The following is a 16,354-nucleotide window of genomic DNA, read 5'->3' on the forward strand; positions in this document are numbered from 1 at the left end:
TCGAGAGGAGCTTTCATGGACGAGTTCGATGTTGTGGTGGTCGGCGGCGGAAGCGCCGGCAGTGCGGTGGCCGGTCGCCTGGCCGAGGCGGGCAAGACAGTTTGCCTGCTCGAGGCGGGCGGGCGCAATAATGGCATGCGCATTACCACGCCAGGCCTGCTCGCGATCCCGAACCCGGCGGCCAACTACATGTACGAGACTGTCCCGCAGAAAGGGCTGAACGGCCGGATCGGCTACCAGCCACGCGGCAAGGGTCTTGGCGGCTCCTCGGCCATCAATGCGATGGTCTATATCCGCGGCAACAAGTGGGACTACGACAATTGGGCGGAACTCGGATGCTCCGGATGGGGCTACGATGATGTGCTGCCCTACTTCAAGCGCGCCGAACACAATGTCCGCGGTCCTGATGCCTACCACGGAAACCACGGGCCACTGTGGGTCAGCGACCAGAAATGGCCGAATCCGGGCAGCCTCGCCTTCGTCGAGGCGGCGGCACAGCTCCAGTTGCCGCGCAATGCCGATTTCAACGGTGAGAAGCAGGAAGGCTTCGGGCTCTACCAGGTCACGCAGAAGGACGGTGAGCGGTGGTCGGCGGCGCGCGCCTATGTCGAGCCGCGGCGCAATGCCAGCAATCTCGACATCCGGATCGGCGTGACCGTCCAGAAGCTCGAAATCTCCGGTGGCCGGGTGACGGGCGTGACGTATTCGGTCGGTTCGCGCCAGCGCACCGTGAAGGCGAAAGGTGCGGTCGTGCTTTCGGCAGGTGCGTTCAACTCGCCGCAGATCCTGATGCTGTCGGGCATCGGCCCCGCCACCCACTTGCGCGAACACGGGATCGACGTGGTGGCAGACCGGCCTGCAGTCGGCTCCGACCTCCAGGACCATATCGACTACGTGTCGAGCTGGCAGGTCAACAGCAACGAGTTCTTCGGCAAGACGCTCGCAGGCACGCTCAAGGTCGCCAAGGCGCTGGTGGAACACCGCCGCTTCCGCACCGGACGGATGACCACACCCTATGCCGAGGCGGGCGGTTTCTGGACCGTAATGCCCGACGCACCCGCTCCCGACATCCAGTGGCACTTCGTTCCCGCCATGCTCGAGGACCATGGCCGGACCGATGTGAAAGGCTATGGCTTCTCGCTCCACGCCTGCGTGCTCAGGCCCGAGAGTCGCGGCACCGTCAGGCTCGACAGCCGCAACGCGGCCGACGCGCCGCGGATCGATCCCAACTTCCTTGACGATGATCGCGATATTGCGACCCTGCGCGAAGGCGTGCGCCTGTCGCACCGCATCGTTACCTCGCCAAGCTTGGCCAAATACGAACCGCGCGACCGCTACCCGATCAATCTCGACGACAATGCCCAGCTCGACGAGCTGATCCGCAACCGCGCCGACACCGTCTATCACCCGGTCGGCACCTGTCGGATGGGATCGGACGAGGACTCGGTGGTCGATCCGACGCTGAAAGCGCGCGGGGTCGACGGGCTCTATGTCGCCGATGCCAGCATCATGCCGCGCCTTGTCTCGGGCAATACCAATGCCCCGTCGATCATGATCGGCGAGCGTTGTGCGGATTTCGTCAAGGCGGCGCTTGCTGGCTGACCTCAAGGGCTGGGCCCGCGCACTGAAGCGGGACGTGCTGGCGCTCTACATTGCGGGCCGCGACCCGCGCACGCCATGGATCGCGCGCGGCGTTGCGCTGGCGGTTGCCGCCTATGCGCTAAGCCCGATCGACCTCATTCCGGATTTCATCCCGGTGCTTGGCCTGCTCGACGACCTGATTCTGGTCCCCCTGGGTATTTGGACGGTCTTGCGACTGATCCCGCCCGACCTCATGGCCGAGTATCGCGACAAGGCCGCACAGGTTTCGGAAAAGCCTCGCTCCACTGCGGGGCTGGTCATTGTGATCGTAATCTGGGGGGGCGCGCTGCTGGCCGCCGGCTGGTGGTTCTTCGCCCGCCCGGCGACCTAGGCTATCCGCTTGGTCATGGTCGCCAGCGGTACGGGCACCGCGCCATGGGTGTCGAACCATTCGCTCTCCACCGTGTAGCCGCACGCGAAATAGAGCGGCTTGCCGGACATTGTCGCGGCCATCTCCAGCTCCCTGAAACCCTCCGCGCGGGCCGCATTCTCCGAAGCTTCGAGGATCATCCGGCCGACCCCTTTGCGGGTGTGGTCGGGATGCGTGTACATCGCCCGGATCCGCGCGCGTTCCTTCTCCGGGTCGAGGAGGCGGGAATCGCGACCCGCCGAATGGTCGCCGCCGTACAGCGTCGCTCGGCGCGACCAGCCCCCGCAGCCCGCCAGCGCATCGCCTTCCATCACGCAGAAGTAAGTGCCATCGTCGATCAGTGTGAGGTCGAGGCCCATGGCCACGCGAGAGCTTTCGATTTCCTCGGGCGTCAGGAAGCCGCGCTGCAGTTCGGCAATCGATCGCTCCATCAGATCCGCTATCGCCTCGCGGTCATCCCTCGTGGCAATCCGCAACTCGAGCATCACTCATCCGCCTCCTGTCGACGTCAGCGGGATTGCCCGAAGTGCGGGCAAAGGAAAAGGGCCGGAGTTCGCACCCCGGCCCTTCACTTTGTTTTGCAATCGGCGCGTCAGAACGACTGGCGGGCCGTGATGCCGAAAGTACGCGGCTGGTTGGTAAGGTAGGAAAGACGCGCACGCCCGCCACGCTCACGGTCGAAGCTCAGCAGCGCGTTCTCGTCGAACACGTTGTTGACGTAGGCGACCAGCGACAGACCGCTGTCGAGATCGACACCCACGCTGAGGTTCACGATGTCGTAGGACGGGAGGAGCAGGTCCACTGTCGTTGCATCGCCAGCAGCGGCACCGCCGAACGGCAGGCCATGCGTGAACGTCCGCGGGTTGTTTTCCTGGTCTGCCGGCTGGGTGTAGCGGTTGCCGACATGGCTGTAGGAAGCCGCGATGTAGGCGTCTGCCGAGGACCCGATCGGGAACTCGTAGCTGGCCGAGGTCGAGAACTGGAACTTCGGCACCGACGGCAGGCGATTGCCCTCGCGAATACCCGTAGCCGAGGTCAGAGCGCCCGGCAGGGTGGTGTCGAATTCAGCTTCGATCAGGCTGCCCGAGAACACGAAGTCGAGACCGGCGACCGGCGACAGGCCGACTTCCGCCTCGAAGCCCATGGTGTGGGCATCGGGAACGTTGAACACGATGCGCGACGAACAGCTGCCGGCATCGAGGGTAACCTGCAGGTTCTTGATGTCGTTGTAGAAGCCGGCGACGTTGGCATAGAAGCCGCGGCCCTGGGCCTTGGCGCCAACTTCGTAGTTCCACAGCGATTCGTCATCGTAGCTCTGGAACGACCCGAACAGTGCTTCGTCCGCCGGCGAGCAGAGCGTCACGTTGAGCGGATCGTTCACGCCGCCAAGACGGAAGCCCTTCGAAGCCTGGGCGTTGACGGTCACCGTGTCGTTGACATCGTAACTCAGCAGGATGCGCGGGCTGAAGCCATCGGACGTGGTCTTGTCCTCGACGTTGTCGCCATTGGCAAACAGGCCGCCCGAGATGAACTTGCGCGTCTCGGTGAAGTCGTACCAGCGCAGGCCCACGGTGACGTCGAACGCGTCGGTCAGGGCATAGGTGCCTTCGCCGAAGATTGCGAACTGCGTCAGGTCGTACGGAAGGTCGGCATTGTAGGGCGAATTCAGCGGGAAGCCATTGGCGACCGCTGCGGAAGTGCCCGCACCGAATGCGGCATCGGTGAATGCGTCATAGCCCGGGGTGGGCAAGCGCTGGCGATAGAAGCGCTCGGTGTCCGAATAGAAACCGCCGAACACCCACTGGAACGGACCGCCGTAGTTGGACGACAGGCGCAGTTCCTGGGTGAAGCTGTTGACGTCGGTGGTGTCGCGCAGGTTCGACGGCAGCAGCACGCCGGCATCGGGGAAGCCGAGGTCGACCGAGACCGAGCCCGTCAGGGCGCTGGCATCGCGGCTTACGAGGATGCTGCGATCGGTGATGGATGACACCGAAGTCAGCGTGATGTCCGAGATGTCGGCGTTGATGACAAGGTCGCCAATGAAGGTTTCATCCTCGAAGCCTTCACGCAGCAGCAGGTACTGCTCGCGCTCGTCGAAGGACTGCGGGGTCGTCAGGAATTCATTGTAATAGAGGTTGTAGATTTCCTGGCGGTTGAAACCGTCGGCCTTGACCTTCTGGTAGACGGCGCGCGGGGTAATGGTCACGTTCTCGCTGACTTCGTAGGTCAGCGCGATGCGACCGCCGTAACGCTCGCCACCGTTGATGTCGTCGCCGCCGGCCGGACCGACAGCATTGATGAAGCCGCCGTATTCGGTGAAGTAACCGACCGCGCGCAGCGCCATGCGGTCACCAAGGGCGACGTTGACCATGCCCTTCATGTGCCAGCCCATGTCGTCGCCATCGACGAGGTTCACATTGCCTTCGACCATGCCTTCGTTGACGCCAACGAGCGGCTGGTTGGTGATGTAGCGGATGGTGCCGCCGACACTGCCCGAACCGAACAGCGTGCCCTGCGGGCCGCGCAGCGTTTCGACGCGGTTGAGGTCGAAGAGGTCGAGGTCGGGCGTGAACAGCGACAGCGAGATGACGCTTTCGTCGAGGTAGACGCCGACCTGTTCCTTCACGCCCGGCTGGTCGCGGACGACCTGGCCGGCGGAGACGCCGCGCACGGAGACCTGGCTCTGGCCGGGCCCGAGGTTCTGCACCGACAGGCCGGCGACGTTGCGCGACACATCCTCGAGCGTGGTTGCGCCCGATTTCTGGATGTCTTCCTGCGTCTGTGCGTTGATCGAGAAAGGCACGTCCTGGATGGTCGAGTCGCGCTTGGTCGCGGTCACGATGATGACGTTGCCGGTGGCTTCCTCTTCCGCGCCGGCATCCTGCGCCGCAGCGGGTAACGAAATGGCGGCAAGCGCGCTGCCGGCCATGAGCATGGCGACGCGCGAGGCACGGGACTTGATGATGGTCTTCATGATTTGCTCTCCTCCCGGGGAGGCGAGCCTCCCCAACGGCGCTCACATGAATCACGCACTGCCGCTTTTCAATCCCGTCGCTGGGAAGGCCGCTCAGAGCCCCGCGCTCCGTAGCAAAAGGGTCACAGGTTGATTTGGAGCAAAAAAGGGGCCGGAGCGTCGGCTCCGGCCCTTTACAAGTCGATGTTCGCAGGAGGAACATGGGTGGGCGGGGCGCCCGAGGAGAGGAGAGATGGCGCCCCGCCGAGCTTGTGATCAGTTGTAGGCGCGCTCCCCGTGCTCGCCGATGTCGAGCCCGTTGAACTCGACCTCTTCGGAGACCCTGAGGCCAGTGAGGAGCTTCGCTGCGTAGATCGCGATGGCAGTGCCGACCGCGGCCCAGACCACGGTAGTCACAGTGGCGTTCAGCTGGACCAGCGTCTGGTCGAGCATCGAAAGGTCGCCCCCGGGGCCGCCGAGCGAGGCATCGTGGAAGATGCCGGTGCCGATGGCGCCGATCATGCCGCCGATGCCGTGGATGCCGAATGCGTCGAGCGCGTCGTCGTAGCCGAGCTTGGGCTTGAGCTTCGACACTGCGAAGAAGCAGACCACCGAAGCGATCGCACCCAGCGCGATGGCACCGAACACGCCGACATTGCCGGCTGCCGGAGTAACCGCGACGAGACCCGCGATGATGCCCGAGCAGAAGCCCAGGGCCGAAGCCTTGTGGCCCATCAGTTTTTCGACCGCCATCCAGGCCAGTGCCGCAGCGGCAGTAGCAACGAAGGTGTTGATCATCGCCAGGCCGGCGGTGCCGTCGGCTTCGAGTTCCGAACCGGCGTTGAAGCCGAACCAGCCCACCCACAGCAGGCCCGTGCCGACCATGGTCAGCGTCAGGCTGTGCGGCGGCATCGGTTCGGCCGGGTAGCCCTTGCGCTTGCCGAGGATCATCGCGGCGACCAGCGCCGAGACACCGGCATTGATGTGCACAACCGTACCACCGGCGAAATCGAGCGCGCCCATTTCGAAGAAGCGGCCGCCGCCCGCCCAGACCATGTGGGCGATGGGGAAATAGACGATCGTCAGCCAGATCACGCCGAACACCATCACGGCCGAGAACTTGATGCGCTCGACCGTCGAACCAAGCACCAGCGCGGCGGTGATTGCAGCGAAGGTCATCTGGAAGCAGATGAAGACATATTCGCTGATCACTTCATCGCTGAAGGTCGCAGCGGTGCTGTCCGAGGTGACGCCTGCAAGGAAGAACTTGCCCCAGCTGATGAACTGGTTGCCTTCCGGTCCGAACGCGAGGCCGTAGCCGTAGGTGACCCAGACGAGCATGGCGAGACAGGCGATGGCGCCAATCTGCGTCATGGTCGAAAGCATGTTCTTCGAGCGGGTCAGGCCGCCATAGAACAGTGCGAGGCCGGGCAGGATCATCATCAGTACTAGGATGGTCGAGGTCATCATCCAGGCATTGTTGCCGGGATTGGGGACAGGCGCGGCAGCTTCTGCCGCTTCCTGTGCGAACGCCGCTACGGGCGCGAAGAACGCGAGGCCGGCGGCGCCCGCGCGGGTGAGAGTGCGAAGCATGGTGGATCCCTTCATCGTCTTCACAGGGCGGTGTCGCCGGTTTCGCCGGTGCGGATGCGCGTGGCGCTGGCGAGATCGAGCACGAAGATCTTGCCGTCACCGATCGCTTCGGTGCTGGCAGTCTGCTGGATGGTTTCGACCACCTGCGGCGCCAGGTCGTCGCTCGCGGCGATTTCCAGCTTCACCTTCGGCAGCATGTTGGTCGAATATTCGGCGCCGCGATAAATCTCGGTCTGCCCTTTCTGTCGTCCGAAGCCCTTGACCTCGGAAACGGTCATTCCCGCCACGCCGATCGAACCCAGTGCCTCACGCACCTCGTCGAGCTTGAATGGCTTGATGACTGCGATGATGAATTTCACGCCTTCACCCCTCATGTCTGCCGCCGGTCCCAGCACCGGCCTTCGCAGATGCAGCACGAAGTGTGCCAAAGCGCGCGCCAAGGGGGCGCAACCATGTTTGCGGTGGCGGGCTGCTCGAAATTTAGGCGGGTGACTACTTTTTAGTCAGTGCCAGCTGGGCAACGACAGGCAGGTGGTCCGACGCGACGGCTGCGAGAGGGGTGTGGTGGACTCCGGTTTCGGTGCAGCACCAGTGTCTGGTGATGGCAATACGGTCCAGCGTCGCGACCGGTTGGCGGCTCGGATAGCTCCGGCCCGGAGTAAGCACTTCCCAGTGGTCACCAAATTCGCGCATCGCCCCGGTTTGCCGGCCCCATTGGTTGAAGTCGCCGAGGATCACGGTCGGCAGGTTGCGGTCACAGCCGTGCACGCGGTCGAGCAACGCCCGGATCTGGTCGCGCCGACGCAGTCCCGACAGGTCGAGATGGGTGCCGATGATGCGGATCAGCTTGCCCTCGATTTCGATCTCGCCGCAGGCCGCACCACGCGGTTCCAAAGTCGGGAGTTCCAGTGCTTCGCCCGAATGGACCTCGATCCCGCGCCGTACGAGCAGGGCATTGCCGTGCCAGCCGATGCTCCGCGGACGGCGGGCCACCTCGATGACGCGCCAATGGGTATCGTCGATAGCCGCTCGAGGCAGCACGCTGGTGCGTTCGCCAATGCGTCGGTCCGCTTCCTGCAGCGCGACCACGTCCGCGTCGATCTCGTGCAGGACACGCAGGATGCGTTCGGGATCGCGCTTGCGATCGAGGCCGACGGCCTTGTGGATGTTGTAGCTTGCGACCCTCAGCTGCATGCGGTTTCAGCTGCCGTCGAAATATCGGTCAGTCGGGCGGGTCGGCAGTCCGTCGATGCTCCTTGTGCGCCCCTGCATCTTGGTGACCCACTCCTGCGGATCGGACTGCGCGTGAGCCTTTTTCAGGATCACCCGCTCCTCGCGATAATCCATGAAAGGCACGCCCCAGCCGCAGCTGGTCTGGACGCTCTCGACCGCGATATCGAAGATCTGGCGCGTCCCGGGAAAAAGCTCGAACTGTGCCGCCAGGTCATTCCACTCGGGGTCCTGCGGCAGAACCGCGCGCCCGTGGCCATAGATGCGCAGGATCAGCGCCGGTCGGTCGAAATTGCAGAACATCAGCGTGATGCGGCCGTCTGCCGCGAGGTGCGCATGTGTCTCGTTCCCCGAGCCGCCGAGGTCGAGATAGGCGACCCGGTCGGGCGCGATAATGCGGAAGGCGTCATAGCCCTTGGGGCTGAGATTGATGCGGGCATCCTGCGCCGCTGTGGCGACGAAGAAGACCGGCTGTTTTTCGATCATCGCGATGTGCTTGTCGTCGAGGCGATCGAAAAATTCGGCCATCAAAGGAACTCCCGCAACGTCTCCATGAATCTGTCAAACTGGTCGTGGTGCAACCAGTGCCCGGCATTGGCGAATTCGATGACCTTCGCGTTGGCGAAATGGTCCAGCCTGCCGTCACCTTCGGGGTTGGAGGCCCAACTGTCGGCACCGTAAAGCAAGAGCGTCGGAGCCGTAATCGCGGCCCAGGTCTGGTGCATGAACTCGTCGGCGATGTCCTCGGTCGGCCAGACATTGAGGTGCGGATCGAATTTCCAGCTGTAGGTGCCATCCTCGTTGCGGTTCACCCCGTGGATGGTGAGGTGACGCGCCTGTTCCTCGGTGAGGTAGCTGTTCTCCTCGATCATGCGCGCGAAGGCCGTCTCGATGCTCTCGTACTTGCGCGGCGATCGGCCCGAGGCCGCGCGCTTCTTGCCGATCCATTCGTTGAGGCGCTCGGGATACGGCTTGGCGCGCATTTCGGCCTGCCGCTTGGGGCTTGGACCGAGTCCCTCGATGGCGACGATCTTCTTCACCATTTCGGGGAAGGTACCCGCGTAGCGCAGCGAGACGTTGCCGCCCATCGAGTGGCTGACGATGGTCACCGGACCGACGCCGAGCTGGTGGATCAACTGCGCGAGGTCGTAGACCATGTCGTTGGCGGAATAGTTACCGTCGCTGACCCATTCGGAATCGCCGTGGCCGCGGTGGTCCATCGCGACCACATGCCAGTCGTCGCGCAGTTCCTCGGCCACCCAGTCCCAGCTGCGCGCATGGTCGCGCCCGCCGTGCACCAGCACCAGCGGCGGCTTCCCGCGATTGCCCCAGTCGAGGTAATGCAGCCGCAGGCGCTGCGAGATGAAGGTCTGCGAAGTCGGGCCGGGTTGTAACGTCATGCGAGGGCTTTGCGCCAAGGCCACCGCAGTTTCAACCTCAGCGCTCCTTCGTCGCCGAGAAGACCAACTCGGGATGCTTTTCCTGCTGGTAGCCGACGTCCCACGGGCTCTTGGCCATGAATACGAGGTCGCCGTCGCGGTCCTTGGCAAGGGTGGCGCGGTTGAACTTCTCGAATTCGTCGAGGTCCTTCTGCGCCCCCTTGATCCAGCGCGCGGTGGCAAAGGGCGAGGCCTCGAGGTTGGCGGCGACCTTGTATTCGGCATCGAGGCGCGAAATCAGCACCTCAAGCTGCAGCTGGCCGACCACGCCGACGATCCACTGCGCACCGATCTCGGGATAGAAGACCTGGATCACGCCCTCTTCGCTGAGATCGTCGAGCGCCTTCCTCAGCTGCTTGGTCTTGGTCGGGTCGACCAGCGCGACGCGGCGGAGGATTTCCGGGGCGAAGTTGGGCAGGCCGGTGAAGCGGACCTTGTTGGTTTCGGACAGCGTGTCGCCGACGCGCAGCGTGCCGTGATTGGGAATGCCGATGATGTCGCCAGCCTCGGCCGTGTCGGCGAGCTCGCGATCCTGCGCGAAGAACAGGATCGGCGAGTGGATCGCGATCGGCTTGCCGAGCCCCGAGGGCGTCAGCTTCATGCCGCGTTTGAAGGTGCCCGAAACCTGACGCATGAAGGCAATGCGGTCGCGGTGGTTGGGGTCCATGTTGGCCTGGACCTTGAAGATGAAGCCGGTGACCTCGTCGCGGCTCGGCTCGATCTGCTCCTCGCCCGCGGGTTGCGGACGCGGCGGCGGGGCCCACTTGGCGATGGCGTCGATCAGTTCCTCGACCCCGAAGTTCTTCAGCGCCGAACCGAAAAAGACCGGCGTCAGGTCGCCGTTGCGATAGGCCTCGAGGTCGAATTCGGGATAGCCTTCGCGAACCAGCTCGATTTCTTCCGCGAGATCCTCCGGCAGCTCGCCCAGCGGCTCGCGCTTGCCGCGATATTCGCGGCTGTCGCCCTCGGGCTTTGCCACCGTGTCGTCGGCGAAGTCGAGCACCCCGGTGAACAGACCGCCCATGCCGAGCGGTGCGCTCTGCGGACTGACATCGAGCGCCAGCGCATCGGCAACCTCGTCGAGGATCTCGAACAGCGAGCGGCCCTCGCGGTCGACCTTGTTGACGAAGGTGATGATCGGCACGTTCCTGAGGCGGCAGACTTCGAACAACTTCTTGGTCTGGCTCTCGATACCCTTGGCAACGTCGATGACCATGACCGCCGAATCAACCGCGGTCAGCGTGCGGTAGGTGTCCTCGGAAAAGTCCTCGTGGCCCGGAGTGTCGAGCAGGTTGAAGGTGATCCCGTCCTTCTCGAAGGTCATCACGGAGGATGTCACCGAGATGCCGCGCTGCTGCTCGATCTTCATCCAGTCCGAACGAGCACGCCGCGCCTGGCCGCGCGCCTTGACCTCGCCCGCGAGGTGGATCGCGCCACCTTGCAGCAGCAGCTTTTCGGTCAGGGTCGTCTTGCCCGCGTCAGGGTGCGAGATGATCGCGAAGGTACGGCGATTAGAGGTCATCTTGGGTAACGGGTTTCTTGATGATGAGCTTGCGCAAGCCAATGATGGCAAGCCCGTAGAGGACGAAGGCGAAGTCGACGACCAGCAGCAGGAAGCCGCCGATGGCTCCGTCGCCGGGAATGCTGAGAACCGATGCGCCCCACAGGCCGAGCAGCGCGGCGATCACTGCCAATGAAGCTATCGCCACGCGGGGCGAAAGAGCTGCGAGCAGGGCCGGGAATCCGGCAAGGACGATTGCGCCGAGCAGGAAGAACCCGCCAGTGGCTCCGTCGATATCCATGTCGAGCATGCCCCTCCCGACGAGATAGGTGAGAAGCAGACCGGCGAGGAACACGCCGAGCACCAGGAGGGTCTTGGGCGACATTGTCAATCGCGCGCCACGCGGAAACCGGCGAAATCCTGGTTGACCGGCATCAGTTCGAGGCGGTTGATGTTGAGGTGCGGCGGCAGCTCGGCGATCCAGCGAATGGTGTCGGCGATGTCCTGTCCGGTCATCGGGTTGACCCCGCGATAGAGATCGTCCGATGCCTGCTGGCTGCCTGTGCGCACCAGCGTGAACTCGGTCTCGACCATGCCCGGCTCGATGCTGGTCACGCGTACGCCGGTGCCGTGAAGATCGGCGCGCAGGGCCAGGGTGAAGTGATTCACGAAGGCCTTGGACCCGGCATAGACATTGCCGCCGGGGTAGATGTAGCTGCCTGCGACCGAGCCGATGGCAATGATCGCGCCCTTGCGCTCGATCAGCGTCGGTAAAAGCTTGCGGGTCAGCACCACCATGGCGGTCACATTGGTGTCGATCATGGTCTGCCAGTCTGTCAGGTCGGCTTCCTGCGCCGGCTTCAAACCTTGCGCCAGTCCCGCATTGTTCACCAGCAGGTCGATCCCGGCGAACTCTTCCGGCAGGTTGGCGACTGCCTCGTCCAGCGCGGAGGTATCGCGCACGTCGAAACAGGCGGCATGGACCTTGTCCGCACCAAGCTCGGCCACGAGGGCATCGAGCCGCTCCTTGCGTCGCCCGGTCGCCACGCAGCGCCAGCCGCTCGCCACCAGCGTACGAACGGTCGCCTCGCCGATCCCTGCTGTTGCCCCGGTGACGAATGCAGTCTTCATCCGCGCAGCTCCGCGCCCTGCTTGGCGGCAGAGGCGACCACCTTGTCCGAGATTGCCTTGATCTCGGTATCGGTGAAGCTCTTGTCGCCCGGCTGGAGAACGACTTCGACCGCGACCGACTTCTTGCCTTCGGGCACGCCTTGTCCGGCAAAGACGTCGAACACGCGGGCGGACACGATCGTCTGCTTGTCCGCACCCTTCACTGCACGGACGAGTTCATTCGCGGCGAGGTCCGAGGGGACGAGGAATGCGAAGTCGCGCGTGATCGCCTGCAGTGCGGGCGGCGCATAGGTCGTGCGGGCGAAGCCGCCGCTGCCTTTCTTCGGCGGGATGGCATCGAGGAAGATCTCGACCGCCATGACCGGCCCGTCGATGTCGAAGGCCTTGAGCGTCGCCGGATGCAGCGCACCGAAGCGGGCGAGCACGTTCTTTGGCCCGAGCCGCAAGGTCGCCGACTGGCCGGGATGGAACTGCGCACCCGCCTCGCCCATCACCATGAGGTTATCGACCGGCGCACCGGCGGCTTCGAGCAGGGCCATGGCTTCGGCCTTGGCATCGAAGGCGTCGAATTGGGCAGCCTTGCCGCTGGCCCAGCCGCGCGCGGTCTTGTCGCCTGCAAGGATGACGCCGAGCGTCGGCCGCTCGTCGCTCGCACCGCCTTCCCCGCGGAAATAGCGACGGCCGATCTCGAACAGGCGAGAACCGTCGGCGCCGCGGTCGGCATTGCGCTTGGCAGCGGCGATCAGCCCCGGGAGCATGGACGGGCGCATTGCCTTCATGTCCTCGCTGATCGGGTTATCGAGCACCCAGAGGCCACCATTGCCATCGGCGAAATGATCGGCATCCGCCTGCGGCAGGAACGACCAGGTCACCGCCTCGTCGAGCCCGCGACCGGCAGCGACACGGCGCAGCTTGCGCTCCATCTTCTGCAGCGGCGTGGCGGTCGGGCGGGCAACCCCGTCCATGCGCGGCAGCGGTGCGCTGGCAACCTTGTCGAGCCCGTGGATGCGAACGACTTCCTCAACCAGATCGGCCGCGCCCTCGATATCGTGGCGGCGCAGCGGACAGGTCACCTGCCAGTCGCTGCCGACGGTGAAATCGAGCGCTTCGAGGATGCGGCGCTGTTCGGCCTCGTCCACCTCGACACCGCCAAGGCGCGCGGTGAGCGTGGGGTCGAAAGCAATCACTTTCGCTTCCTCCGGCGGCTGACCGGCGCGGACGACCTCGCTCGCCTCGCCGCCGCAAATGCGCTGAATCAGCGAGGTCAGCAGGGCGAGGCCATCGTCGAGGAAGGCCGGATCGACGCCGCGCTCGAAGCGCGTGCGCGCATCCGATGCGAGGCCGAGCTTGCGGCCCGTCACGCCGATGCGGGTGGGGTCGAAATAGGCGATTTCAAGGAGAACGTCGGTCGTGTCCTCGGTCACGCCCGAGTGCTCGCCACCCATGATGCCCGCGACGTCGTGTACGCCATTGGCGTCGGCGATCACGGTCATGGTCTCGTCGAGCGTGTAGGTCTTCTCGTTGAGCGCCAGCACCTGCTCGCCGTTCCTTGCGCGGCGGGCGACGACCGCGCCGCTCAGCTTGGCGAGGTCGTAGGCGTGGGCCGGACGCCCGAAGGCGAGCATGAGGTAATTGGTGATGTCGACCACCGCCGAGATCGGACGCTGGCCCGCGGCCTTGAGGCGACGCTGCATCCACTCAGGGCTGGTGCCGTTGGCGACACCCTTGATCACCCGGCCATAGAAAGCCGGGCACCCTTCGGGATCGTCGGTGCGGATTTCGACCGGACATGCGCCCCTGGCCTCGATCGCCGGGATATCGATCGGCTTAAAAGTGCCGAGGCCCGCCGCCGCAAGGTCGCGCGCGATGCCGTAGACGCCCATGCAGTCAGGCCGGTTGGGCGTGATTGCCACGTCGAAAACGGGCGAAGTGTCGCTGTATTCGGCAAAACTGGTGCCGACCGGTGCATCCTCGGGCAGTTCGATGATGCCGTCATGCTCGTCGCCGAGCTCGAGCTCGCGCACCGAGCACATCATGCCGTTGCTCTCGACCCCGCGGATCGCGCTCTTGCGCAGCTCCATGCCGTTGGCTGGGACAACCGCGCCGGGGAGGCCGAGCACGCCCTTCATCCCGGCCCGCGCGTTGGGCGCACCGCAGACCACCTGGAGCGGATCGCCCTCGCCGGTATCGACGGTCAGAACCTGCAGCTTGTCGGCATCGGGATGACGTGCAGCTGTAAGCACCTTGGCAACACGGAAGCCTGCCAGACGCAGTGCAGGATCCTCTATATCCTCTACTTCATGGCCTATACGGTTGAGCGCGGCAGCGATCTCCACCACCGAAGCTTCGGTGTCGAGGAAGTACTTGAGCCATTCGAGCGAGAATTTCATGCGCGCGCTCCTACACCTGCGGAGAGCGTCGGCTGGTCGAAGGGCGAGAAGCCGTAGTGCGACAGCCAGCGGCCGTCGCCGTCGAAGAAGGCGCGCAAGTCGTCCATCCCGTATTTGAGCATGGCGAGGCGGTCGACGCCGACGCCGAAGGCGAAGCCCTGCCACACGTCGGGGTCGAGGCCTGCGAATTCGATCACCCGGCGGTTGATGACGCCCGAGCCGAGCAGTTCCATCCAGCCGTGGCCCGGCGCGTCGCCGTCGCCGCCGAGGACACGGCGGCCGTCGACATCCTGCCAGCCCACGTCGACCTCGACCGAAGGCTCGGTGAAGGGGAAGTAGCTGGGGCGCAGGCGCAGGACGATGTCCTCACGCTCGAAGAAAGCCTTGAGGAAAGTTTCCAGCGTCCACTTGAGGTGGCCGAGGTGGATGCCCTTGTCGACCACCAGCCCTTCGATCTGGTGGAACATCGGCGTGTGCGTCGCGTCGCTGTCGGAGCGATAGACGCGGCCCGGTGCGATGATCCGCAGCGGGGCGCCCTGTTCGACCATCGAGCGGATCTGCACCGGCGAGGTATGCGTCCGCAGCAGCATGCGGCGACCCTCGCTATCCACGTCGGGAAAATAGAAGGTGTCGTGCATCGCACGGGCCGGGTGCGTCTCTGCCATGTTGAGCGCGGTGAAATTGTGCCAGTCGTCCTCGATCTCGGGCCCGGTAGCGACCGAGAAGCCGAGGTCGGCGAAAATCTCCGCCAGCTCGTCCATCACCTGGCTGACCGGATGCACGCTGCCCTTCGGCGCTTCCGGCGCGGGCAGCGTCAGGTCGAGCGTTTCCGTTGCCAGCCGCGCATCGAGCTCCGCCGCGTCGAGTACGTCCTTCTTCGCCGCCAGCGCATCGGCGACATCGGTGCGCAGGCCCTGGATCTTCGGCGCTTCGGTCTGGCGTTCTTCGGGGCTCATCGCGCCCAGCGTCTTCATCAGGCCGGAGATCGAGCCCTGCTTGCCGAGAAATTCGACGCGCAACCCCTCGAGGGTCGCTGCATCAGGGGCTGCGTCGATCCGCGCGAGCGCGTCGGCTTTGAGAGTTTCGAGGTCGGTCATGGAACACTGGTCTGGCGTTGGCGGAAATGCTGAACGCGCCCCCTAGCGCCTTAGGCGCGTGTTCCCAAGCCCCGATTGGTCAGCGCAGCAAAGCAGGCTTCGGGGTGTGCAGTGCCTGCATCGCCACGCCCGCCGCCTTGCTGGTAACGCGGACCGCAGCCTCGACGAGCGGATGCGGCCGATCAGCATATTGGCCGGGCGTCATTCCCATGACGGATCGGAACTCGCGAATGAAATGTGCCTGGTCCGAGTAGCCGTGGTCGAGTGAATTGATCCACCGCATCGACGGATCGAGCATGTAGCGCCCCAAACTGCGCAGGAAACGCTGACGCCGCAGGAGCGCCGCCGGCGGAAATCCGAAATGCCGTTTGCAGAAACGTTCGAATGTTCGCTGGTTCATGCCAGCCAGGCTCGCAAGGTGAGAGGAGGACGTGACCCGGCCCGATCCGATGGCGAGGTGGACTGCATGGATGGTGCTCTCGTGCGCAGGACGCTCGCCCAGAAGCGAGCGGAATGTCGTATTGAGCAGCTGGATCACCTGCGCTTCGTCGAGTGCACCGGAAACAACGGTCCCAAACATCCTGTAAAGCTCGCCGAGTTCGGGATAGTTGGCGAGGTCATCATTGCGGTTCGCGAATTCGTTGGCATTCATGCCAACGAAGCGCGCCCATCCTGCCGGTGTCAGGCCGACCCCCCAGTATTCGCCGGTCGAGACCCGTACATGGGTCGCCTTGTCGGTCGAACCGGACAGGATGACAGGCGGAATCTCCTTCAATTCCCCCGGGCCGATCGACGCGCGATAGAGCTCCGCGACCCCGCATCTCAGGTTGGCCTCTTCGGGCGACATCCAGTCCTCAAGCACCATTCCCGGAGCAATGCGAGTGCAGTAGTAACCGGACAGATATGGTGCCAGATCGACAGGAGTGTCGAAGACAAGCATCGAGAGCTGGTCCGATGCGAATTCCGAAATCCTGGGTAATCTGAGCGCCATTCTAACCCCTGAGCTTCG

General features: G+C 64.5%; 15 protein-coding genes. 2 read left to right on the top strand and 13 right to left on the bottom strand.

Going from position 1 to position 16,354, the window contains the following annotated elements; translation table 11 throughout:
• Positions 1-15: 15 nt before the first annotated feature.
• Together RAM60_RS11975 and RAM60_RS11980 are read left to right on the top strand one after the other, a co-directional pair.
• The gene (locus RAM60_RS11975) at positions 16-1,602 is read left to right on the top strand and encodes a GMC family oxidoreductase (RefSeq protein WP_369026577.1); all 1,587 of its coding nucleotides are present in this window, start codon (positions 16-18) and stop codon (positions 1,600-1,602) included.
• Positions 1,592-1,972 carry a YkvA family protein gene (locus RAM60_RS11980; RefSeq protein ID WP_369026576.1) on the top strand — a complete coding sequence of 127 codons (381 nt, stop codon included), beginning with the start codon at positions 1,592-1,594 and terminating at the stop codon, positions 1,970-1,972. The genes RAM60_RS11975 and RAM60_RS11980 overlap by 11 nt, the downstream gene beginning before the upstream one ends.
• Here the strand turns inward: RAM60_RS11980 and RAM60_RS11985 are convergent.
• The 13 genes from RAM60_RS11985 to RAM60_RS12045 all read right to left on the bottom strand — a co-directional run bounded on the left by RAM60_RS11985 (position 1,969) and on the right by RAM60_RS12045 (position 16,336).
• Positions 1,969-2,496, bottom strand: coding sequence for a GNAT family N-acetyltransferase (locus RAM60_RS11985; RefSeq protein ID WP_369027330.1), 528 nt, complete (start codon positions 2,494-2,496; stop codon positions 1,969-1,971). The two genes, RAM60_RS11980 and RAM60_RS11985, sit on opposite strands and share 4 nt — an antisense overlap.
• 107 nt (positions 2,497-2,603) lie before the next feature.
• Complete coding sequence (locus RAM60_RS11990) at positions 2,604-4,985, bottom strand: TonB-dependent receptor (RefSeq protein ID WP_369026575.1); 2,382 nt, start codon at positions 4,983-4,985, stop codon at positions 2,604-2,606.
• Between the two features lie 255 nt (positions 4,986-5,240).
• The gene (locus RAM60_RS11995; protein ID WP_369026574.1) at positions 5,241-6,557 is read right to left on the bottom strand and encodes an ammonium transporter; all 1,317 of its coding nucleotides are present in this window, start codon (positions 6,555-6,557) and stop codon (positions 5,241-5,243) included.
• A 20-nt stretch (positions 6,558-6,577) separates the two neighbouring features.
• Complete coding sequence (locus RAM60_RS12000) at positions 6,578-6,916, bottom strand: P-II family nitrogen regulator (RefSeq protein WP_200981581.1); 339 nt, start codon at positions 6,914-6,916, stop codon at positions 6,578-6,580.
• A gap of 133 nt (positions 6,917-7,049) precedes the next feature.
• Positions 7,050-7,751 (bottom strand): endonuclease/exonuclease/phosphatase family protein, encoded by a 702-nt coding sequence (locus RAM60_RS12005; protein WP_369026573.1) that lies wholly within the window; start codon positions 7,749-7,751, stop codon positions 7,050-7,052.
• A 6-nt stretch (positions 7,752-7,757) separates the two neighbouring features.
• On the bottom strand, positions 7,758-8,315 hold the full coding sequence (locus RAM60_RS12010; protein WP_369026572.1) for a pyridoxamine 5'-phosphate oxidase family protein: 558 nt from the start codon (positions 8,313-8,315) through the stop codon (positions 7,758-7,760).
• Positions 8,315-9,187 carry an alpha/beta fold hydrolase gene (locus tag RAM60_RS12015; protein WP_200981584.1) on the bottom strand — a complete coding sequence of 291 codons (873 nt, stop codon included), beginning with the start codon at positions 9,185-9,187 and terminating at the stop codon, positions 8,315-8,317. Before RAM60_RS12015 ends, RAM60_RS12010 begins: the two co-directional genes overlap by 1 nt.
• A 37-nt stretch (positions 9,188-9,224) precedes the next feature.
• On the bottom strand, positions 9,225-10,748 hold the full coding sequence (locus RAM60_RS12020; RefSeq protein WP_369026571.1) for a peptide chain release factor 3: 1,524 nt from the start codon (positions 10,746-10,748) through the stop codon (positions 9,225-9,227).
• A complete protein-coding gene (locus tag RAM60_RS12025) occupies positions 10,738-11,112 on the bottom strand; it encodes a hypothetical protein (protein ID WP_369026570.1) in 375 nt (124 codons plus the stop codon). Before RAM60_RS12025 ends, RAM60_RS12020 begins: the two co-directional genes overlap by 11 nt.
• A gap of 2 nt (positions 11,113-11,114) precedes the next feature.
• Positions 11,115-11,858 (bottom strand): SDR family NAD(P)-dependent oxidoreductase, encoded by a 744-nt coding sequence (locus RAM60_RS12030; protein WP_369026569.1) that lies wholly within the window; start codon positions 11,856-11,858, stop codon positions 11,115-11,117.
• Entirely contained in the window at positions 11,855-14,248 is a 2,394-nt protein-coding gene (gene pheT / locus RAM60_RS12035; RefSeq protein WP_369026568.1) for a phenylalanine--tRNA ligase subunit beta, read from the bottom strand. The genes RAM60_RS12030 and pheT overlap by 4 nt, the downstream gene beginning before the upstream one ends.
• Positions 14,245-15,345, bottom strand: a complete 1,101-nt coding sequence (pheS, locus tag RAM60_RS12040) for a phenylalanine--tRNA ligase subunit alpha (RefSeq protein WP_369026567.1) — start codon at positions 15,343-15,345, stop codon at positions 14,245-14,247. Before pheS ends, pheT begins: the two co-directional genes overlap by 4 nt.
• A gap of 79 nt (positions 15,346-15,424) precedes the next feature.
• The gene (locus tag RAM60_RS12045) at positions 15,425-16,336 is read right to left on the bottom strand and encodes a helix-turn-helix domain-containing protein (protein WP_369026566.1); all 912 of its coding nucleotides are present in this window, start codon (positions 16,334-16,336) and stop codon (positions 15,425-15,427) included.
• Positions 16,337-16,354 lie beyond the last annotated feature (18 nt).

Origin of the sequence: Qipengyuania sp. RANM35, assembly GCF_041021145.2 — a bacterium.
Classification (GTDB): Bacteria; Pseudomonadota; Alphaproteobacteria; order Sphingomonadales; family Sphingomonadaceae; genus Qipengyuania; species Qipengyuania soli.